Consider the following 20,390-nt stretch of genomic DNA (forward strand, 5'->3'; position numbering starts at 1 on the left):
TGCCGTCTTCTCTATTGCGGCTTCATATCCAGTTCCTCGACAAGGCCGCGCCAGCGCTCCTGCTCGGATTGGATGTATGCCGCCGTCGAGGCAGGCGTGCCGGCGTCGCTCACCCCGAGTCCGAATGTCAGGACCTTCTCACGAAGTTCCGACGACTGGAGAACCTTGTCGATCTCCCGATTCATCCGGTCGAGGATCGCGGCAGGGGTGCCGGCAGGAGCCACGACAGCAAACCAGCCATCGATGCGGAAGTCCGGCAGCGTCTCCGCAATCGTCGGAAGGCTTTCCAGGCCCGGGAAACGCTCCGCCGAACTCACGCCAATCCAGCGAAGCATCGCTGCCTTTTCCGGTCCCCTGACCGCCGGAATGGAGCTGACCATCAACTGCACAGTCCCGGCCATTGTGTCCTGCGCCATTTGCGGGCTCGACCGGTACGTCACCTCTGTCATTCCAATCTGGCCGCGTTTGTTGAGCAGCCGGCCGGCGATAATGGCCAGACCGCCACTGGCATCGACCGCGTAGGAAAGCTTGCCCGGATTGTTTTTGCCGTAGGCGATCAACTCCGGGATGCTTTTGACCGGCAGTCCCGGATTCACGCTGACGACCATCGGTCCTTTGTCGCAAACCATCGCGACAGGGGCGAAGTCGCGCCGTGGATCATATGGCACGGACTTGTAGAGATAGATGTTCGACGACAGCAGCGAAGCCGGAGCCAACATGAATGTATCGCCATCCGGAGCCGCGCGAGCCGTGGCCTGCGCCCCGATAAAGCCGGCCGCCCCTGGCATGTTCTCCACGAACATGGTCTGCCCGAGTCCCTGAGACACGCCCGTTGCCATCATGCGAGCCATGACGTCGACAGCATGACCGGCGCCAGTCGGCACGATCAGCTTGATCGGACGCGAAGGCCAATCGGCGGCATGCGCGCTCGCGGAGAAGCTGAGAAGTGTTGCGACGAGCAGTGACCGGACAAAAGAACGCGTCATGGCGCCTGAGCATTCCTTGAAACGAGTGATGGGGCGACGATTTTCCGGCGGTGAAATTCTCGGTGCGGCGGCATCGCGCCGCCGCACCTGCAGTCATCGGGCAGAACCAAAGAGCCTCAAGCCGCTTTGGTCACGGCGTTGACGGGTGGTTCGGTGTAGATCACCTCGCCGCCCGGATTGCGCGCGACCGCGAAGGTCGTGAAATACTCGATCTCCGGATAGACACCGTAACGCTGCAGGATGCCGTCGAGCCAAGGGCCTTGATAGAAGGCCTTTGCGTCCGCCAGCGTTTCCCACTGATAGACGCCGCCGGCGACGCCGCTTTCGTTCCAGATGAACTGCTTGCTGATGAAGCCCTTCAGGCTGCCGAAGTCGGGGGCGATCTTGTGGAAGTGCTTGAGGCATTCGTTGCGGCCGATGGTGGGCGGCAACTTGTAGCGGACGATGGCAGTGATCATGAGCGGCGCTCCCTGGTTTCATGCTGAAAGTGCTTAGCGAAAATTGTGCCAAAGGCGGCGTCTCGCGCTCGCCCCTGCTCTCCGGCATGCGAAGCCGCGCAATCCGAGTTCGATGCACAGCATAAGGTCATCATAAATCCAGAACGAGACGTTCGCTCTTCGAGCCGGAGCAGCAGATCATCATGGTCTTGTTCGCGGCGTGCTCGCCATCCGACAGAACCGCGTCGCGATGATCCGGAATCCCCGCGATCACCTTGGTTTCGCAGACACCGCAGATTCCCTCCTGGCAGGATGAATCGAGTTCGAGCCCGGCCTCCCGCAGCGCTTCGAGGATCGTTTGGCCCAGCGGGATCAAAACCTCGCGACCGGAGCGAGCCAGTTCGACGACGAAACCACCGGCGGTGCTCGCCTCTTCCTTCGGCGTGAAATATTCGAAGTGAACCCGCTCGGGCGACAGCGCCACGGTCGCTGCACGAAAGACTTCGAGCATCGGCGCCGGCCCGCAGCAATAGAAGTGACTTCCCGCAGGCGCGTGCGCAACCACGCTCATGAGATCAAGCAGCGCACCATCATGTTCGTCGTCGCAATGGATATGAGCGAATGGCGCGCCGTCGAGATCGTCGAGAAACGCAAGCTGCGACCGCGAACGACCCGCGTAGTGGAGATTGAACGGGGCGCCGTCGGCGCGCAGCCGCTGGATCATCGCGAAGATCGGCGTAATGCCGATGCCGCCGGCGATCAGCACATGATGTGGCGCAGCCGCGGCAAGCGGAAAGTGGTTGCGCGGCGCGCTGATTCTGACCGCCTGGCCGACTTTCAACTCGTCGAAGATGTAACGCGACCCACCGCGGCTGTTGGGATCGCGCTTGATCCCCAGCGTGTAGCAGTCGGGATTTTGATGCGGCGTCACCAGCGAATATTGCCGCGTCATCCCGTTCGGCAGATGCAGGTCGATGTGTGCGCCGGGCTCCGCCGGCGGCAGCGGCGCCTGATCGGAACGGGAGAAATCGAACAGGTTGGTGTCGTCCGCGGCAGGACGAATGGCGGCCAGACACACATCGATGAGGCCATTGCTGGCGGCCAGGGGCACCGGAGTGGTCACGGCAACTGTCATGCAGCCATCGTCAAATCGATGATTTCTCACTGATGTTATTATTATCGATAATCATTGACAACAGGAATATTGTCGATAATTTAGCCGGCGATTGCATATGCGGAGGTCAGCATGCTCGCGCCGCGCTCGGACGTTTCTCTCGATGAAGCCGAACGTCTGATCTATCTCGAGGGCGAACTGCTTGATGACTGGCGGCTCGACGACTGGCTGAAGCTCTACACCGGCGACATGCTCTACCTGGTGCCCTCACCCGGCATGCCGATGGATTGCTCGCCGGACACCAGCCTGTTCCTGATCAATGACGATCGCTTCCGCATGGAAAGCCGCGTCAAGCGACTGAAGAAAAGGACGGCGCACTCCGAATATCCGCACTCCACCACCGTGCACATGTTCTCCAATCTGCGCATCGCGGCGCAGGATCAAAACGGCACGCACGTGCACGGCGTGTTCAATGTGTCGCGCTATCGCGACGGCATCACCGACATGTTCATGGGTCGCATGCGCTATCACTTGGTCAAGCAGGGCGACGACGTGTTGATCCGCTACAAGCGCTGCGATCTCGGCGTCGATGAACTGGTGCCACAGGGACGCTTGACCATCATTCTGTAGGCTTCAACCGTTTCTCTCATTCCGGAGAGTTCGTCATGGATCAATACATCGGCACCCCGCTCGAAGTCCGCTCGGACAAGGACGCCGGCCTGTTCCAGGTCTCGCGCCGTGTCTTCACCGATCCGGAAATTCTCGCCCGCGAGCATGAGAAGCTGTTCCAGCGCTGCTGGCTCTACCTCGGACATGACAGCGAGTTGTCGGAGCCCGGCTCTTTCCTGACCCGCACCGTCGCCGGCCGGGATTTTATCTTCAACCGGAACTCGCAAGGCAAGGTGAACTGCTTCTACAATCTCTGCACGCACCGCGGCGGCCGCGTCTGCCGCGAGAAGTCCGGCAAGGCCAGCGTTTTCCAATGCTTCTACCACGGCTGGGTGTTCGGGTCGGATGGCGGCCTGCGCGTCATCCCGCAGGAAGGCGCCTATCCGGAAGGCTACAAGAACGACAGCCGTGGCCTCGTGCACGTGCCGCGGCTCGAGCAATATCGCGGCTTCTTCTTCATCAACCTCGACGCCAATGCGATGTCGCTTTCGGACTATCTCGCCGGCGCCAAGGAATACATCGACAATATCGTCGATCAGTCCGAGATCGGCATGGCGATCATGCCTGGCGGTCAGAATTTTCAGGTCGATGCAAACTGGAAGCTCTGGCACGAGAACGGCATGGACCCGTTCCACGTCCAGAGCGTCCATTCGACCTATTTCGAATACGCCGCCGACGCCACCAAGGCCGGGACTGACCGCGCCAACGCCCAGGGCGTGTCGACCGCGGAGTTCGATACCAAGGCCAGCGCCGAAGTGATGATGGCGGGCCGCTACAAGGCCCTGATGCAGACCAAGACGAAGTTCGCCTTCGATCTCGGCAACGGGCACATGGCTTATGACTATCCGTCGAACCACGGCCGGCCCTTCGCGCAATGGCACCCGACCTGGGATCCGAAATACAAGGCCGAGCTTGATCGCGTCTATCAGAAGGCCGTCGATCGCGTCGGTCCCGAACGCACCAAGAAGATGGCGCACTTCGACCATCACATTCTGATCTTCCCGAATCTCGCCATCGTCGATAATCACGGCATCATGATCCGCACCTACTTCTCCAAGAAGCCGGCGGAGATGCTGGTGCAGAGTTGGACCATCGCGCCGAAAGAGGAATCGCCGGAAATCCGCAAGCTTCGCCTGTTCAGCTACATGGACTTTCTCGGCCCGGCGGGCTTTGGCACGCCCGACGACGTCGAAGCGATCGAAGCCGCACAACGCGGCTACAAAGGCGCGGAGGACTACGGCGGCTGGAACGACATCTCCGCCGGCGTCGCGCCGAAAGACCCGATGACCTTCGTCAAGCATGGTGACGAGGGCCGCATGCGAGTGTTCTGGACCAAGTGGCAAGAATACATGTCGAGCTGATGCCGCAACGAGATAACCGCAGCACCATGGATACCAGCAAGGTCGACGCTCGTAAAAAGAGCAAGCCGTCCAACGCAACGCGCGCCACCAAGCTTTATCGGGCGTTGAAGCTGGACATCATTCAGGGCGCTCTTGCTCCCCGCGAGCAGTTGCGCATCAACATGCTGTGCAACCGCTACGACACGGGCGCGAGCCCGTTGCGGGAAGCGCTCAACCGGCTGTCGGCTGAGGGCTTTGTTGTCCAGCATGATCAACGCGGGTTTGCGGTGGCGGATATTCCGCCAGAAGACCTGCACGAATTGACGTTCACACGTTGCCTGCTGAACGAAATCATGATCCCGGCCGCCCTCAAGAACGGCGACGAGGCATGGGAAGAGCGAGTGGTCATTGCCCATCACCACTTGTCGAAGACGCCGCCATTCACATCCGATGGACAGGTCAACGAAGAGTATCTGAGCCGCCACCGTGAGTTCCATATGTCGCTCCTGGCTCCATGTGGCTCGCGATGGCTGCTGGAGTTGTCCGAGAAGCTTTTCGACTGGGCGTTGCGCTACCAGTATCAGGCGCTACGCGCCGATATCGTCGGCTCCAGAGACGTCGCTCGCGAGCACAACGAACTCGTCAAGGCGACACTGGCCCGCGATGTCGCGAAGTCCATCAAGCTGCACAACGAGCATGTGCGATCGACAAGCCGTTATGCCACCGGCAAGCGGGAGCGAACGCCGGTCGTCTAGACCGGAATTCAGCGGAACAGCGCCCACTGCCGTTTGACGGCATCATAGGAGCAGACCTGCCCGGTCAGGCCCGAGTGCTCGATCCACTGCCGGACCAAACTCGTCTGGTCCCCGTCCTTCTGCAATAAATTCCAACCGGGAGGAAACCACCCGGCGAAGCCGTTCAGCGTGGGCAAGTGGATCTGGTTCGCGATCCACATGGCGTCCTGCTCATCCAGATATCGGGCGTCCTGCTGCCGGTGCGGCAGGGCATAGAATGCCTGACACGCGGCCGGCGGCGGCGGCACGGCCGCGAGGAACGCAAGCTCGTCGCTGCGCCGGATCTCGCTGTTCTTCATCAGGTTGATCTGTTCAACGAGACAAAACGCCAGGACACCCAAGGCAGCCCATCTCCGCACGCCGATCGACCGCGCCGGCGCAATCCTCAGCCAGTGTTCGAGCAGCAGCGCGAGCGCAATCACGATCCAGATGTTCGCGACGAGTTGCAAACGCATGCCGGAGCGGATAGCGAGCGCGCCGGGCACGAGATAGCGGACCAGCCAGAATCCGCTGGCCGTGCCGATTTTCATCGTCAGCAGCCATCCGATCGACCAGGTGCTGATGGCGGCTCCAACCAGGACCGAACGCCAGCGCTCCATTGCGAACGCGCCGCGACTCAGCGCAACGGACAGCACAAGGGTCACGGCCGTCATGACCGGCGTGACCGCCAGGAGATGCTCCCCGCCCCGGTTCGCGACGAAGCGTTCGACGACCGCGCCCCAGATCAGGTTCCATGGACTGACATTGATCAGATCGATCGGAAGCGGCGCGAACATGATGTATTCGCGATATTGGCGCAGCGGCGCGAGCGCCCGCACCGGCATATAAATCAACAGGAACGGAATGAAGGCGATCGCGAATGCCGCACCCGCTGTCGCGAGCAGCGCCGCGAGCGGACGCATGTTCTCGCGCAGGAATATGACGAGCCTGCCGCGCAGCGCGAGCGCAACCACGACACCCACGATAAGCAGCGTCAGGCCGGACATCCAAGCTATGTAAACGTCGGATGCGAACAGCAGCGCGTAGAGCGCCGAGGCCAGCGCCACCCGCAAAATCGATCGCAGCGTGATGCGAGGAAAGTCCTCCAGCCCCCACAGCGCGAGCGCAACGATGACCGGAATGACGTAGAGCATCAGCATATTGGTGTGGCCGACGCCCGCTTTCACAAAGAGATTGTTGGGGAACGTGATCAGGGCCGCGGCACACAGCGCGATCCAAGGCCGGATTTGCAGATAACGCACGCAGACGACAAGCGTGGCCATGGCGCAAGCGAAGGACAGCAGAATGAGAACGAGCTGGAACGAGACATACGGGTCGCATCCCGCGAACCGCAGCACCGCATATGGTACGCTGCTGAGGAGGAAGGCCGGAAAAAGGCCCAGCACGCCCTGCTGAGGATAGAAGTAAGGAGGCGAAGTGAACTCCGCGCTGCCGCGCAGGACGTTGTACAGGTGCTCGTTCAGGAGCACCTGCATCCGGCCGTCTCCTTGCTCGCCGAACACAAGATTGAAATGCGAGAACAGGGGATATCGAAAAAATGCCGCGGCGCCGGCGGCCCAAACAAGAACGCCCGCGGCGAGCACAGCCCACGACACGGGCCTGATGCAGCCTCGCAGATAAACGTCGGATGTGGTCACCGGCCAACTCTCGCCAAAAGAAAAGCCCCTCCTCGCCCGACGCGAGGAGGGGCGCCCCGGTCTCAGACGATCATGCTTTCGCGATCGTATTCCAGTTCGCGGCCAGATGCTCGGCGCCGCGCTGCGACACGGCAAAGATCGTGTAGGTCGGGTTCGATGCTCCTTCCGACGCAAAAGTGCATGGCCCAGCCATCCAGAGGTTGGGCACCTCGTGGGTCTGGCCGTAACTGGTAACCACCGAGTTCTCGGCACTCGTGCCCATGATGGCGCCGCCATGCAGATGCGTGGTCGGCACCACAGGCCCCCGTCCCGGCCAGACCTCCTTGGCCTTGGTGGATTTGGCGATCTTGACGCCCAGATCGTAGTTGCTGGCCCACAACGCCAGCGCATCGTCGTCGAAGCTGTGGGTCAGACGCGCGAGCGGCATGCCGAACTCGTCCTTGTCGCTCGCAAGCTCGACGCGGTTCTCCAGCCGCGGCAGCCCTTCACCGAAGATGGTGATGCGGGTGAGCCCTTTGGCTGCCCGCTTCATGAAGGTGTGCAGCTCCGGACCGAACAGATCGCCACGCGCGGACGCGAAGTCGATGGTCTTCATGGCAGCGCCCGCCACGATGAAGCTCGAACCGAAACCCGCTGAACCGCTCTTCTTGTCGTAACGGTCGTACGACATGAACTGCGCGCCGATCGTGCCCATGTGCGGTGTGATGTCCTCGTCGAACATCGCCCAGGTGGCGGCGATGTGATGGGTCATCATGAATTTGCCGACCAGCTCGCTCTTGTTGGCGAGTCCCTTCGGATGCTTGTCGGTCGCCGAATTCAGCAGAATACGCGGATTCTGCGCCGACCATGCGGCGAGGATGACGACGCTCGCCTCCTGCACCTGACGCTGCTTGTGGGCGTCGTAATATTCGACACCTGTCACCCGCGTGCCGGCCTGGTTGGTCAGCACACGCGTGACCGTCGAGAACGGGCGCACCTCGGCTTTGGCTTTGCGCGCCTGCTGCAGATAAGTCACCACCGGGTTGGCGAGCGCACCGGTCGGACAGCCGACATGGCACCAGCCGTCATAAATGCAGGCGGGCCTTCCCTTCCAGTCCTGCGACGTCATGCCGACCGCGGCCGGCACAAGCTGCACGCCGTTGGCCTTGGCGCCTTCGAGCCAGACCTCGCCATTCGGGAAGGTCTTCATCGGCGGCATCTGGTAGGCCGGCCCGGCCGGACGCCATCTCTCTTCCTGCTTGGCATCGCCCGAGACGCCGATCTCGGCCGCAACCTTGTCGTAGAACGGCGCCACGTCCTGATACGAGATCGGCCAATCGTGCGCGCGGCCGTGCTCGCTCTTGATCTTGTAATCGGTCGGCAGATAGCGCGGGAAGTTCGCGAAATAATGCAGCGCCGCGCCGCCGACGCCCCAGCCGGCCTGCGCCGTGTATCCGAACGGATTCTTGCCATCGAGCAGCACCGGCGCACCGGCCGGCTTGATTCTGCGGCCCCAGATATCCGAACTGATCAGATCCTGAAGCTGCCAATCCGGCCCGTTGTCGAGCAGAACGACCGTCTTGCCGGCCTTGGCCAGCACCGACGCGTAGACCGAGCCCGAGGCTCCCGCGCCGACGATGACGACATCGACTTTTTCGTTCGCCATGTCACCACCTCCGATCCGGCGCGACGTGGGGCATGTAGGGCACGCCAAGCATCTCGTAGCCGTCCATCGTGCTGTAGACGACGTCGACCGCGTCGCTGCGCAGCACCGTGTAGACGAAAGCTCCGGGCGGTCCGCCTTGCCAGCCTTCGAGCTTGTTCTGGCGCATCAGGTTGACGAATTCGCGCTGGGTGTCGGCCGAGAGCCCGGCGAACCTCTTGCCATGGATCTTGTCGCTCGCGCGATCCACCACGCCGATCGCGGCACGATACAGGTTTGCGAACGGCGGCCGCACATTGAGGATGCGCGCCTGCAGCAGCGCCTCCTCCGGCGGCACCGAGATCTGCTGATCGATGAAATGCGCCATGCCGGCGTCGCGTGCGCCGGGCACCAGCGTTTCGCCGAGCGCTGCCAGCGTCTCGGCTTCGTGTTCCTTGAGCATGCGGTACGGCACGTTGCGTGCGCGCGCCTGCGATGCTGTCAGCATGACTGTGGTGCCGCTCACCGTGAATGCGAGCGCACCGAGTGCCGCGCCTTTCATCAAGGCGCGCCGTTCAATGTCGGCCATGACGCTTCCTCCCAGCACGGCATCGGTATGACGCCGCGTTTTCCCGGCTCGTAGACCGGAGCAGCGGTCGACCCGGGTTGAATTGGCCCGCGCCGCCGCCATTTGTTAGAACGAGTCAAATTGAACGCTGAAAGCATGACGATGGCAAGCGGGTCGCAGGGCAAACGGCGACTGCCGCGGCGAGCAAGAGGTGCAGCATGAGTTTCTTCCCAGGCCAAGACCCCGTCGCTGGCGACAAATATCAGTGTGATGCGATCAAGACCGTGATCGTGCCGCGCACAGCCGATCTGGGTGACGGCTTCACGGTGCGGCGTGCGCTGCCGTCGATCCAGTCACGCATGGTCGGACCGTTCGTGTTCTTCGACCATTTCGGCCCGACGGTGTTCAAGTCCGGCAATGGCCTCGACGTGCGGCCGCATCCGCATATCGGGCTCGCCACCGTCTCTTATCTGTTCGACGGCGAGATCATGCATCGCGACAGCCTCGGCACCGCGGTGCCGATCCGGCCGGGCGAGATCAACTGGATGACCGCCGGCCGCGGCATCGTGCATTCGGAACGCACCGGCACCGAACGGCGCGCGCATGGCGACACCCTGCATGGCCTGCAGATGTGGGTGGCACTGCCGGCCGCGAAGGAGGAAATCGATCCGGACTTTGCGCATTACGGCGTCGAGGGCTTCCCGATGGTCTCCGACAATGGCACCTCGGCGCGCGTGGTGGTCGGCGATTCCTACGGCAAGCGCTCTCCCGTGAAGGCGTCCTCGGAGACGCTGTTCGTCGACGCGCATCTGAAGGCCGGCAGCGCGCTGCCCTTTGACGCCGACCATGTCGAGCGCGCCGCCTACGTGATCGACGGCGAAGTCGAGATTGCCGGCGACCGTTTCGGCGGCGGCAAGCTCCTGGTGTTCAAGCCTGGTGACCGCATCACCATCCGCGCGGTGGCAGATACGCATGTCGCGCTGTTCGGCGGCGAGCCGCTCGATGGCCCGCGGCACATCTGGTGGAATTTCGTCTCCTCGCGCAAGGACCGCATCGAGCAGGCCAAGGCCGAATGGGCCTCAGGCCACTTTCAGAAGGTGCCGGGCGACGAGATCGAGTTCATTCCGCTGCCTGCGAAATAGCCCGCTCGGCAGGCCGGTGCGCCCGGAGGAACGAACGGATCTGGCGGATCGCCAGGGGAATCCGCTCCTTCGGGTCCTTCCACGGGAACATGCTGACCTCGGAGTTCGGCGCCAGCATGGCGGACTCCATGGCGACCGCGTAAGGATGCTGCGGCACGTCGTCCGGGAGGATCAACACCGGCGTCCTGCAGTTCCGCACAAAATCCCGAGACACCGTAAAAACGAAGTCGGGATCGGTGCGGTACATTTTGGTCACGAACCTGTCGACCTGCTCCATGGTGATCTCGGGGCGCTTGCCAACCAGTGCTGGGCCCCACCCCTTCATGTTGCCTTCGTAAAACAGGTCGGGCTTCTCGGGACGCGAGCCGCTCGGCTGCGCCAGCACGGCCGCGACGATGCGTCCCGGCGCGCGCTTCAGGAGATTCCAGATGAACGGCCCGCCGATGCAGAAGCCGATCACCATGAACTTGTCGATGCCGAGATGATCCATCACGCCGAGTTGGTCGTCGGCATAGGCATCCCACGGCCGGTCGACTTCGAGCGGACCCGATGATTGACCTTCAACAGCGTGGCGCAGGTCGGCGGTGATGCATCGGTACTCGTCCTTGAACTCCACCATCGGGTTGAAGGGCGAAATGGTTTTGGACAGGCCCGCGATGGTCGAGTTCAAGCCACCGCCGGGGATGACGAGCAGCGGGAAGCCCGAGCCCGCCTCCTCATAGTGGATGCTGACGGGGCCTTTTTTGTAGGTCGGCATGGTGGGCTCCTTTTCAGATCGTGCTTGGCACTAGCAGGAATATATCGGTGTCGCCGGTCTTCTCGCCGCACGCCGTAATCAGGGCGTGGGCTTGTCCGCGATGGTGAGTCTGATGATTGAAGAAATGCGTGACCAGAAAGCCGCGCGGCATGTGCAGCTCTTTCTGCGCCGAACCGCTGAACCAGGTCTGGTCGACGGCGAGCCATTCGTCGGTGACGCGGCCGGCCCAGTCCGAGATTTTCGCGTCGGCGTCGACGCGCGTGCGCCGCAGATCGTCGAAGCCCTCGATCATCCCGGCGCTGTCCTTCTGCACCGCCGTGGGCTTCGGCCAGGCATCGAAACGCGACATCCACATCTGGTCGCCCCAGACGAGGTGTACGAGCGTGCCATGCAGCGAGCCCCAGAAAGCGCCGCGGTTCTCGCGGCGCTTTGCGTCGGGAATGCGCGCCGACGCGTCATAGAGGCGCCGGTTCATCTCGGCGTTGTAGGCCGCCATGGCCCGGACGTAACCGGAATTGACCATCGCTGAAGTCATGACATTCTCCACCCGACGCCCCGCGCGGAGAATAGCAGCCGCGCGAGACTATTTCTTGTCGGGCAGGTTCAGCCTGATATGCAATTCGCGCAGTTGTTTCGGCGTCACCTCCGACGGCGCGCCCATCAGCAGGTCCTCGGCGCGCTGGTTCATCGGGAACAGCACCACCTCGCGCAGGTTCTCCTCGCCGCACAGAAGCATCACGATGCGGTCGATGCCCGGCGCGATGCCGCCGTGTGGCGGCGCGCCGAGCGACAGCGCGCGCAACATGCCGCCGAACTTCGCCTCCAGCACGTCCGCGCCGTAACCCGCGATGGCAAAGGCCCTCTTCATCACGTCCGGACGGTGGTTCCGGATCGCGCCCGACGACAGCTCGGTGCCGTTGCAGACGATGTCGTACTGGATCGCCTTCATCCCGAGGATTTTCTCGTGATCGTTCGGATCGAGCTTCAGGAATTCGTCGACGTCCATGTTCGGCATCGAGAACGGGTTGTGGGAGAAGTCGATCTTCTTCTCCTCCTCGTTCCACTCGAACATCGGAAAGTCGACGATCCAGCAGAAGTCGAAGCGATCTTTGTTGACGAGGTTGAGCTCCTCGCCGACCCGCGTGCGCGCCGCACCCGCGAACTTCACGAACTTGCCTGGCTCACCGGCAACGAAGAACACCGCGTCGCCGACGCCAAGGCCCAACTGATCGGCAATCTGCTTGGTGCGTTCCGGCCCGATGTTCTTGGCGAGCGGACCCGCGCCGCCCTCCTCGCCCTCGCGCCAGAAGATGTAGCCAAGGCCCGGCTGGCCCTCCTGCTGCGCCCACGAGTTCATGCGGTCGCAGAACGCGCGGTTGCCGCCGGTCGGTGCCGGAATCGCCCAGACCTGCACCTTGGGATCGCCCGCCAGCATGTTGGCGAATATCTTGAAGCCCGAGCCGCGGAACGCTTCGCTGACGTTCTGCATCTTGATCGGGTTGCGCAGGTCGGGCTTGTCGGTGCCGTAGGAGCTCATCGCCTCGGCATACGGGATCATCGGAAACTTCGGCGTCACCGGCTTGCCGCCGGCGAACTCCTCGAACACGCCGCGCATCACCGGCTCGACCGCGTCGAACACATCCTGCTGGGTGACGAAGCTCATCTCGAGATCGAGCTGGTAGAATTCGCCGGGCGAGCGATCGGCGCGCGCGTCTTCGTCGCGGAAGCACGGCGCGATCTGGAAGTAGCGATCGAACCCCGACACCATGATCAGCTGCTTGAACTGCTGCGGCGCCTGCGGCAGTGCGTAGAACTTGCCCGGATGGATGCGCGACGGCACGAGATAGTCGCGCGCGCCCTCAGGGCTCGACGCGGTGAGGATCGGCGTCTGGAATTCGAAGAAGCCCTGCTCCTTCATGCGGCGGCGGATCGAGTCGATCACCTGGCCGCGGACCATGATGTTGTTGTGCAGCTTCTCGCGGCGCAGATCGAGGAAGCGGTACTTGAGCCGCGTCTCCTCGGGATACTCCTGATCGCCGAACACCGGCATCGGCAACTCGCCGGCCGGGCCCAACACCTCGATCGCCGTGATGTAGACCTCGACCTTGCCGGTCGGCATTTCGGCGTTCGCAGTGCCGGCCGGCCGTGCCCGCACCTTGCCGTCGATCCTGACCACCCATTCGGCGCGAAGCGTCTCGGCGGTCTTGAAGGCGGGACTGTCCGGATCGGCGACCACCTGGGTCATGCCGTAATGGTCGCGCAAGTCGATGAACAGCACGCCGCCATGGTCGCGGATGCGATGGCACCAGCCGGACAGCCGGGTCTCCTGGCCGATGTCGCTTTCACGGAGCGCGCCACAGGTGTGGGAGCGGTAACGGTGCATGCTGAAACCCGGCCAGAATCGAGGAAAATCGGCTTAGAAGCGGCGGAAAGGCACATGCAGGGGCTGATTTGTCAAGGCGGACGGTGTGGCCCGGCTGCCATTGCGGGGAAGCCCGATTGATTCAAGACTGACGATCCAAAAAGCCCCGTCCGAGGCTCGTCATGTCACGTTTGTTTGCGTCAGCCATCGCCCTCGTGATCGCCGGTCAGGCGGCCGTCGCGGGCACCCTGGACCGGGTCCGTGACGGCGGCGTCTTCCGGATCGGCTACCGCGCCGACGCCAAGCCCTACTCCTACAGGAACGATCAGGGTCAGGCCGCGGGTTACGTGGTCGACCTCTGCCTGGAGATCGCCAAGGCGTTCGGCCCGAAAGTCCGGACCGAGTTCGTGCTGGTGCCACCCGACCAACGGTTCGAAGCCGTACGCGACGGCCGCGCCGATATCCTGTGCGACCCCACCTCCATCACCATGGCCCGCCGCGAAACTGTGGATTTCTCGCTGCCCACCTTCCTCGACGGCGCAAGCGTGCTGTCACGCAGCAGCAAACCGGTTCGGGTGTTCGAGGACTTCGCCGGCAAGCGGATCGGTGTGCTCGCCGGCACCACGACCGAGGAAACGTTGCGTGGTTCGCTCGGCGAACTCGCGCTCAAGGCCACCATCGTGCCGGTGCCGGACCACCGCGCAGGCTTTTCCCTCCTCTCCGACGACAAGATCGACGCTTATTTCGCCGACCGCGGCATCGTCATGGGTATCCTTCAGGAAGGCGGCTGGCCGGGCTTCGAGGTGAGCAAGAGCTATTTCAGCTACGAGACCTACGCGCTCGCGCTGCCGCGTGACGATGGCGCATTCCGGCTTCTCGTCGACCGGACGCTGGCGCAGCTCTATCGCAGCGGCAAGATCAACGCGATCCTGGAACGGACTTTCGGCAAGGGCGAGCCACCCGATATGCTGAAAGCGATGTTCCTGATCAACTCGCTGCCCGAGAAGTGAGATAACAGCCTCGTGGCATCGTCCCGGAAAAAAGCATCGACGAACGCCGTCACCATGACGGCGGCGGAAGCCGTGGTCGACGCAATGATCGCGCACGGCCTCGATACGATCTACGCGCTGCCGGGCGTGCAGAACGATCTCCTGTTCGAGGCGCTGTTCAAGGCCGGCGAAAAGATGCGCGTGGTCCACACGCGGCACGAACAGGGTGCGGGCTATATGGCGCTGGGCGCAGCGCTTGCGACCGGCAAGCCGTCCGCCTATGCGGTGGTGCCGGGGCCGGGCCTGCTCAATTCGTCAGCGGCGCTCCTCACCGCCTATTCCATGAACGCGCAAGTGCTGGCGCTGATCGGCGAGATTCCCGACGCCGATATCGGCAAGCATCTCGGACACCTTCATGAGATCCGCGACCAGGCCGGCATCCTCGAGCGGCTGGTCGATTATTCGGCGCTGATCCGCAAACCCGAGCAGGCGCCGAAGCTCGTCGCCGAGGCGATGCGTTCGATGGCCCAAGGCCGGCCCGGGCCGGCATCGTTGCAATGCGCGATCGACGTGTGGGGCAAGGCCGGCAATGTCGTGCCGCAACCGCCGTTGAAAATCCGCGAACCGAAAATCGACGAGACCGCGATCCGCAAGGCCGCGAAGCTTCTCGGCGCGGCGAAGAATCCGATGATCATCTGCGGTGGCGGCGCGCAGGGCGCGTCGGAAGAGATCAGCGCACTTGCGGCGATGCTGCAGGCCCCCGTGCTCGGCTATCGCCGCGGGCGTGGTGTGCTCGACAGCCGCAATCCTTTCAGCGTGACGCTGCCGCTCGGCTATGAACTGTGGCCCGAAGTCGATGTCGTGTTGGGCGTCGGCACGCGGATGCTGATGCAATTCCGGCAATGGGGCACCGACAAGAACCTCAAGGTGATCCGTGTCGACGCCGATGCCGACGAGCCCGGCCGCTTGCACAAGCCCGCCGCGGCGCTGATCGGAGACGCCAAGCCTGTTCTCAAGCGGCTGCTCGAAGTGCTGCCCGCCCACAACGCCAGGCGGCTGTCTCGCAAAAGTGAGATGGAAACCCGACAGACCGCGTCGAGGAAGCGCCTCGAAGAGACGATCGGCCCGCAGGTCGCGTTCCTCGATGCGATACGCGCCGAGTTGCCCGAGGACGGCATCTTCGTCGACGAGGTCACGCAGCTTGGCTTCGCCTCGCGCCTCGCTTTCCCGGTCTATAGGCCGCGCACCTATCTCTCGCCCGGCTATCAGGACAATCTCGGCTGGGGCTTTGCCACGGCGCTGGGCGCCCAGGACGCCCGGCGCGACGTGCCGGTGGTATCGATCTCCGGCGACGGCGGATTCATGTTCACCGCCAACGAAATGGCCACGGCCGTCCGCCACCGCATTCCGCTCACCGCGATCGTGTTCAACGACGGCGCCTTCGGCAACGTCCGCCGTATCCAGCAGGAGCGCTTCGGGAACCGGCTGATCGCGAGCGACCTCGCCAACCCGGATTTTGTTAAATTCGCAGAGAGCTTCGGCGCCTCCGCGGACCGTGCCCGGAGCCCGCAGGAGCTGCGCGCCGCGCTGCGGCGGGCCCTGCCCCGCCGCGACGGCCCGACCCTGATCGATGTTCCGGTCGGGGCCTTCCCCTCCCCCTGGCCGTTTATCTTCCCGCCGGCCAATCGTGGTCCGTAAACCTTGGGCCGTAAACCTTTCCGGTTGAGGAAATCACCCCCAGTCAGGATTGAGCCTTGGCGATGCCGTTTTGTCTCCGCTATGTAAGCGCCCTATGAATCTGATTACGACGACGGACGAGCTGGCTGCGGCCTGTTCGCGGCTCTCCAGCCACCCATTCGTAACCGTCGATACCGAGTTTCTGCGCGAAACGACCTACTACCCGCTGCTCTGCGTGGCGCAAATGGCGTGCGACGACGAGGCCGTGGTGGTCGACGCGCTGGCCCCGGGCCTCGATCTGGCGCCGTTTTTCGAGCTGATGGGCAATACGCGCGTCCTCAAGGTCTTCCACGCCGCCCGCCAGGACATCGAGATCGTCTGGCACCGCGCCGGCATGATCCCCCAGCCGATGTTCGACACCCAGGTCGCCGCCATGGTGCTGGGTTATGGCGATTCGATTTCCTACGACCAGCTGGTGCAACGGATCACCGGCGACGCCATCGACAAGTCCAACCGCTTCACCGACTGGAGCCGCAGGCCTCTGACGCCTGCGCAGACCGCCTATGCGGTTTCCGACGTGACGCATCTCCGCTCGGTCTACACGGCCCTGCTGGCCGACCTGGGCCGCCGCGCCCGTGCCGGCTGGATGGACGACGAAATGGAGGTCCTGACCTCGCCGGACACCTACCGCGCGGAGCCGGAGCGCGCCTGGATGCGGCTCAAGACCCGGGTGCGCAAGCCGAAGGAGCTTGCGGTGCTCATCGAGGTGGCGGCCTGGCGCGAGCGCGAGGCGCAGACTCGCGACGTGCCGCGCTCGCGGGTGCTGAAGGACGACGCGATCGGCGATATTGCCGTGCAACAGCCGATCACACCCGAGAAGCTCGCGACGCTGCGCTCGCTGCCCAAGGGTTTCGAACGCTCGAAGTGGGGCGAAGGTATCATCGAGGCGGTGAAGCGCGGTTTGGCGCGCGATCCGAAAACGCTGCCGCATATCGAGCGGCCGAAGCCCGCGCAGAACGGCAGCGCCACCGTCGAGCTGCTCAAGGTGCTGCTGCGCATGACCGCGGAGAAGCACGGCGTCGCCGCCAAAGTCGTCGCGACCGTCGACGATCTCGAACGCATCGCCGGTGACGACGATGCCGATGTGCCGGCGCTCAAAGGGTGGCGCCGCGACCTGTTCGGCGAGAAGGCACTGGCGCTCAAGCACAGCCAGCTCGCACTGGTGATCGAGCGCGGCCGCGTCGTCGCGATGCCGCTTTAACAAGCCTCGGTTTTCCGAATCCTCCGCGATCATTCCGGGGCGCACCGAAAGGTGCGAACCCGGAATCCAGACACATCGGGACTACCTGTGGTACTGGATTCCGGGTTCGCTGGCTTCGCCAGCGCCCCGGAATGACAGCGGCACTTAGTCCTGCGTCGCAATGCCGAGGCGCTTCACCAGCGACGCGTAGCGTTCGACATCGTCCTTCATGAACTGCCGATAGTCGGCGGTGCCGTTTTCCTGCATCTGCATGCCGAGCACCTCCATGCGCTCCACCAGCGCCGGCTCGCGCATCGCCTTGGCGATGACCGACTGCAGTTGCGCGACAATGCTGGCCGGCAGCCCGGCCGGTCCGAGGAAGCCAATTCTCGCGGCGACGTCGAAGCCCGGATAGCCCAACTCCGCGCAGGTCGGCACATTGGCGATGGTCTTTGCGCGACTGGCCGTGCTGATGCACAGCCCGCGGAGCTTGTCGGTCTCGATCAGCGTCTTGATGTTGGGGATTCCCGACCAGCCGGCCTGGACGGTGCCGGCGAGGACCGCGCCGACCATGGCGCCAGCGCTGCGGAACGGCACATGCTGGAGCTTGATGCCGGCGCGCTCGGCGAAGATCTCGTGGGTGAAATGGTGGATCGAGCCGACGCCCGGCGATCCGAAGTCCAATTGGCCCGGCTTTGATTTGGCGAGTGCGACGAATTCCGAAAGTGTCGCAGCCGGCAATGACGGCGGCACGACAAGCACGGTCGGCACATTGATCAGCCCGGTGATCGGCGTGAAATCGCGCAGCGCGTTGTACGAGAGGCTCGGTTTAAGCGCCGGATTGATGGCGAGGGTGCCGGAGTCGCCGAGATAAAGGATGTAACCGTCCGGCTTGGCAGACGCGACAAACTTCGCGGCAAGAGTGCCGCCAGCGCCGGCCATGTCCTCCACCACGAAAGACTGGCCCAACGCAGCGGACAGTTCCCTTGCGAGCAACCGCGCCAGCAGATCGGGATTGCCGCCCGGCGAGTTGACGATGATCCTGACCGAACGGCTTGGATAGACATCGGCGGTTTGAGCGACGGCCGGCCCGACGAACGTCATCGTGAGAAGGGCGAGCGCGGCCTGCGCCGCCCAAATGAACGTGGGAGCGAACGTGGATTTCATCGCGCGCCGCATGGCCTCCCTGCCTCTTGTGCGTCTTTTGGGCGTTGTGCGCCGCCAACAGCGTAAGGGAGCATGCCTTCGATGAACAGACCGACAGGAAATTATTCGGAACCAGTCTCCGCTCTTCCGGATTTCCTTTGCGCTCATCAGAGGAGGAGCATCATGAAAATCCTGACAGCACTTGCTTTAGCCACGGCCGTGTTGGCGACCGGCGTTTCGGCCGAGGCTGCCACTAAGAAAGACCCTGCCATGGCGCAGCGCGAAGCCTCGTGTAAGGCGCAAGCCGCGAAGAAGTACTCCGCGGTCCACTTCATGAAGCGGCGCGACTTCGTCAATCAGTGCATGGGTCGAAGCGAAACCGCAAAGGCCATGAAGCCGAAGCCGACAACGACAGGCAAGGGTCAGTAAACTGACCTGAATTTGCCGATCTGAACTTAAAGCCCCGCTCACGCGGGGCTTTTGTTTATCGGAGCGGTTGTGCCTTCAATTTCCGAACAGGTTTCCGAAAATCCCGCCCCCACCGAACCCGCCGCTTTCGCGTTCGCGCCGGATCACGATCACCCGGCGATCGCCACGCTCGAACACGCGGTTGCCATCATCGTCGTCTTCACCGCGGACGATGACGCGCTCGCGGCGTGAACGATCGAACCGGCCGTCCCGATCTTCGGCACGCAAGCTGCGGCGATCGTTACGGTCGAATGGCTGCTCGTCTTCACGATCGCCCGTCGGCGCATAGGCGAGCGCGCGGTCACCGCCCTCCTCGCTCTTCGGCTTCTTGGCCTTGCGCTTGGCTTCCTTGAATTTGCGCCGCTCGGCCTTCGCGGGCTTGGCCGCGTCCGGCGGATTGGCGGCAGCCGCAGCCGGTTCGGCGGCCGGCATGGGCGTGGCAGCGGTCTGGGTGTTCGCGGGCTGCGAGGCCTCCGGCGACGGAGCGATGGACGGCGCAGTCGCGACCGCGGTGCCGGACGGTGCCTGTGGCGCAGTTTGCGTTTGCGGCACGGGCTTCTCGACGTGATCGGTGGTCACCGTGCGCGTGGGTGTGCGGCTTCGCATCTGCTCCATGCAATCGCGCGTGAGATTGGGCCAGGTCTGGCCCTGGCAGCGGTCAGCCGCAGCGACGTCGTCCGTCGCCGGCGCCGATCCTGTGGTCTCTGCGATCGCTGGAGCCCTGGTGTCGGCCTTGGCTTGGGCAACGGGCTGCGGGCTAGCAGGGCCGCGCGGCTCGACCGGCGCCGCGAAAATCTGGAATGCGACATAAGCACCGAGCAAGACGCCGCCGCTCGCCGCAGTGCTTGCGACCAGGAGCGGGTGATTCCGGAATAATCGGCCTGGCACGGTCGTCTCCCACATCAAGGCGCTGCAGCCCACCAATGTCGACTATGCAACGCGAAGAATCCGGAGAGCGTTCCGTCGGAACCCGCAACCAGAAGATTAAAAGGTATCAAACGAACGCGATCAGGCTTCGCGTTGCCAGACGACGATGACCCGCACCGTCTTGCCGTACATGTTCGGATGCGGCATCGGCGGGCTCTCGATGTAGAGCTTGTCGCCTTCGAAACGGATGTGGCGCACTTGTTCGCCGCCGACCCAGGATTCGTTCCAGGCTGCTTCGACCTTGGTGGTGATGGTGCTGCCGTCGACGCGATAGCGGCCCGAATAGGCGATCATGGTGCGGAACGCCCGCGCGCGTTCGTCGTCGGTCTCGGGCGCCTTGCGGCCGGAGGGCGTCGCGAGCGCAAGCCAGCGGCCGTCCTTGGTGGCGATCTGGAAGCCGCGCGGATTGTCGCCCATGATCGGCGTCAGCGCCTTGGTCGCCTGATCCTCGTACATCACCGAGACGAGCTTCCACGTCCCGATGATCTGCTCTTTTTCGTTGGCCATGGGCTCAAT

20 protein-coding genes are annotated in these 20,390 nt (G+C 63.5%); 8 read left to right on the top strand and 12 right to left on the bottom strand.

All coding sequences use genetic code 11. The features are described from left to right. Window positions 1-11: 11 nt before the first annotated feature. The 3 genes from RHPLAN_RS23950 to RHPLAN_RS23960 form a co-directional block, all read right to left on the bottom strand. A complete protein-coding gene (locus RHPLAN_RS23950) occupies window positions 12-1,073 on the bottom strand; it encodes a Bug family tripartite tricarboxylate transporter substrate binding protein (protein ID WP_157100442.1) in 1,062 nt (353 codons plus the stop codon). 29 nt (window positions 1,074-1,102) lie between these two features. Beyond that, window positions 1,103-1,444, bottom strand: a complete 342-nt coding sequence (locus RHPLAN_RS23955) for a hypothetical protein (RefSeq protein ID WP_068022977.1) — start codon at window positions 1,442-1,444, stop codon at window positions 1,103-1,105. Window positions 1,445-1,574: 130 nt separating this feature from the next. Beyond that, entirely contained in the window at window positions 1,575-2,558 is a 984-nt protein-coding gene (locus RHPLAN_RS23960) for a PDR/VanB family oxidoreductase (RefSeq protein ID WP_068022980.1), read from the bottom strand. 111 nt (window positions 2,559-2,669) lie between these two features. On the opposite strand from RHPLAN_RS23960, the gene RHPLAN_RS23965 reads away from it, so the two are divergent. From RHPLAN_RS23965 to RHPLAN_RS23975, 3 genes are read left to right on the top strand one after another with little or no spacing between them, the layout of a single operon-like run. Further along, window positions 2,670-3,167: an aromatic-ring-hydroxylating dioxygenase subunit beta gene (locus RHPLAN_RS23965; protein ID WP_068022983.1), complete on the top strand. Its 498-nt coding sequence runs from the start codon at window positions 2,670-2,672 to the stop codon at window positions 3,165-3,167. 35 nt (window positions 3,168-3,202) lie between these two features. Then, window positions 3,203-4,567, top strand: coding sequence for an aromatic ring-hydroxylating oxygenase subunit alpha (locus RHPLAN_RS23970; protein WP_084245447.1), 1,365 nt, complete (start codon window positions 3,203-3,205; stop codon window positions 4,565-4,567). A 26-nt stretch (window positions 4,568-4,593) separates the two neighbouring features. After that, complete coding sequence (locus RHPLAN_RS23975; protein ID WP_198164466.1) at window positions 4,594-5,301, top strand: GntR family transcriptional regulator; 708 nt, start codon at window positions 4,594-4,596, stop codon at window positions 5,299-5,301. Window positions 5,302-5,309: 8 nt separating this feature from the next. Here RHPLAN_RS23975 and RHPLAN_RS23980 read toward each other — a convergent pair whose 3' ends face one another. The 3 genes from RHPLAN_RS23980 to RHPLAN_RS23990 form a co-directional block, all read right to left on the bottom strand. Beyond that, on the bottom strand, window positions 5,310-6,815 hold the full coding sequence (locus RHPLAN_RS23980; protein ID WP_198164467.1) for a hypothetical protein: 1,506 nt from the start codon (window positions 6,813-6,815) through the stop codon (window positions 5,310-5,312). Between the two features lie 232 nt (window positions 6,816-7,047). Beyond that, window positions 7,048-8,622: a GMC family oxidoreductase gene (locus RHPLAN_RS23985; protein WP_068022991.1), complete on the bottom strand. Its 1,575-nt coding sequence runs from the start codon at window positions 8,620-8,622 to the stop codon at window positions 7,048-7,050. 1 nt (window position 8,623) lies between these two features. Further along, entirely contained in the window at window positions 8,624-9,187 is a 564-nt protein-coding gene (locus tag RHPLAN_RS23990; RefSeq protein ID WP_068022994.1) for a gluconate 2-dehydrogenase subunit 3 family protein, read from the bottom strand. Between the two features lie 197 nt (window positions 9,188-9,384). On the opposite strand from RHPLAN_RS23990, the gene RHPLAN_RS23995 reads away from it, so the two are divergent. Beyond that, window positions 9,385-10,308: a pirin family protein gene (locus RHPLAN_RS23995; RefSeq protein WP_068023007.1), complete on the top strand. Its 924-nt coding sequence runs from the start codon at window positions 9,385-9,387 to the stop codon at window positions 10,306-10,308. Here RHPLAN_RS23995 and RHPLAN_RS24000 read toward each other — a convergent pair. From RHPLAN_RS24000 to aspS, 3 genes are read right to left on the bottom strand one after another with little or no spacing between them, the layout of a single operon-like run. Then, window positions 10,286-11,065, bottom strand: coding sequence for an alpha/beta fold hydrolase (locus RHPLAN_RS24000; RefSeq protein WP_068023009.1), 780 nt, complete (start codon window positions 11,063-11,065; stop codon window positions 10,286-10,288). The two genes, RHPLAN_RS23995 and RHPLAN_RS24000, sit on opposite strands and share 23 nt — an antisense overlap. A gap of 13 nt (window positions 11,066-11,078) precedes the next feature. Then, window positions 11,079-11,600, bottom strand: a complete 522-nt coding sequence (locus RHPLAN_RS24005) for a DinB family protein (protein ID WP_084245451.1) — start codon at window positions 11,598-11,600, stop codon at window positions 11,079-11,081. Between the two features lie 48 nt (window positions 11,601-11,648). Beyond that, the gene (gene aspS, locus RHPLAN_RS24010) at window positions 11,649-13,448 is read right to left on the bottom strand and encodes an aspartate--tRNA ligase (RefSeq protein WP_068023027.1); all 1,800 of its coding nucleotides are present in this window, start codon (window positions 13,446-13,448) and stop codon (window positions 11,649-11,651) included. A gap of 161 nt (window positions 13,449-13,609) precedes the next feature. Between aspS and RHPLAN_RS24015 the strand changes: the two genes are divergently transcribed. From RHPLAN_RS24015 to rnd, 3 genes are all read left to right on the top strand, one after another. Then, window positions 13,610-14,437: an amino acid ABC transporter substrate-binding protein gene (locus RHPLAN_RS24015; protein ID WP_068023034.1), complete on the top strand. Its 828-nt coding sequence runs from the start codon at window positions 13,610-13,612 to the stop codon at window positions 14,435-14,437. Window positions 14,438-14,449: 12 nt separating this feature from the next. After that, a complete protein-coding gene (locus RHPLAN_RS24020; RefSeq protein WP_198164468.1) occupies window positions 14,450-16,114 on the top strand; it encodes a thiamine pyrophosphate-dependent enzyme in 1,665 nt (554 codons plus the stop codon). Window positions 16,115-16,208: 94 nt separating this feature from the next. After that, complete coding sequence (gene rnd, locus RHPLAN_RS24025; protein WP_068023038.1) at window positions 16,209-17,354, top strand: ribonuclease D; 1,146 nt, start codon at window positions 16,209-16,211, stop codon at window positions 17,352-17,354. A gap of 144 nt (window positions 17,355-17,498) precedes the next feature. Here rnd and RHPLAN_RS24030 read toward each other — a convergent pair whose 3' ends face one another. Beyond that, window positions 17,499-18,500: a Bug family tripartite tricarboxylate transporter substrate binding protein gene (locus RHPLAN_RS24030; RefSeq protein ID WP_068023040.1), complete on the bottom strand. Its 1,002-nt coding sequence runs from the start codon at window positions 18,498-18,500 to the stop codon at window positions 17,499-17,501. A gap of 162 nt (window positions 18,501-18,662) precedes the next feature. On the opposite strand from RHPLAN_RS24030, the gene RHPLAN_RS24035 reads away from it, so the two are divergent. Continuing rightward, window positions 18,663-18,908 (top strand): hypothetical protein, encoded by a 246-nt coding sequence (locus RHPLAN_RS24035; protein ID WP_068023043.1) that lies wholly within the window; start codon window positions 18,663-18,665, stop codon window positions 18,906-18,908. 75 nt (window positions 18,909-18,983) lie between these two features. Here the strand turns inward: RHPLAN_RS24035 and RHPLAN_RS24040 are convergent, their stop codons facing one another. Continuing rightward, window positions 18,984-19,835: a hypothetical protein gene (locus RHPLAN_RS24040; protein WP_157100444.1), complete on the bottom strand. Its 852-nt coding sequence runs from the start codon at window positions 19,833-19,835 to the stop codon at window positions 18,984-18,986. Window positions 19,836-19,955: 120 nt separating this feature from the next. Continuing rightward, window positions 19,956-20,381 carry a lipocalin-like domain-containing protein gene (locus RHPLAN_RS24045; protein WP_068023049.1) on the bottom strand — a complete coding sequence of 142 codons (426 nt, stop codon included), beginning with the start codon at window positions 20,379-20,381 and terminating at the stop codon, window positions 19,956-19,958. Window positions 20,382-20,390: the final 9 nt, after the last annotated feature.

It is taken from the genome of Rhodoplanes sp. Z2-YC6860 (assembly GCF_001579845.1).
In the GTDB taxonomy this organism is placed as follows: domain Bacteria; phylum Pseudomonadota; class Alphaproteobacteria; order Rhizobiales; family Xanthobacteraceae; genus Z2-YC6860.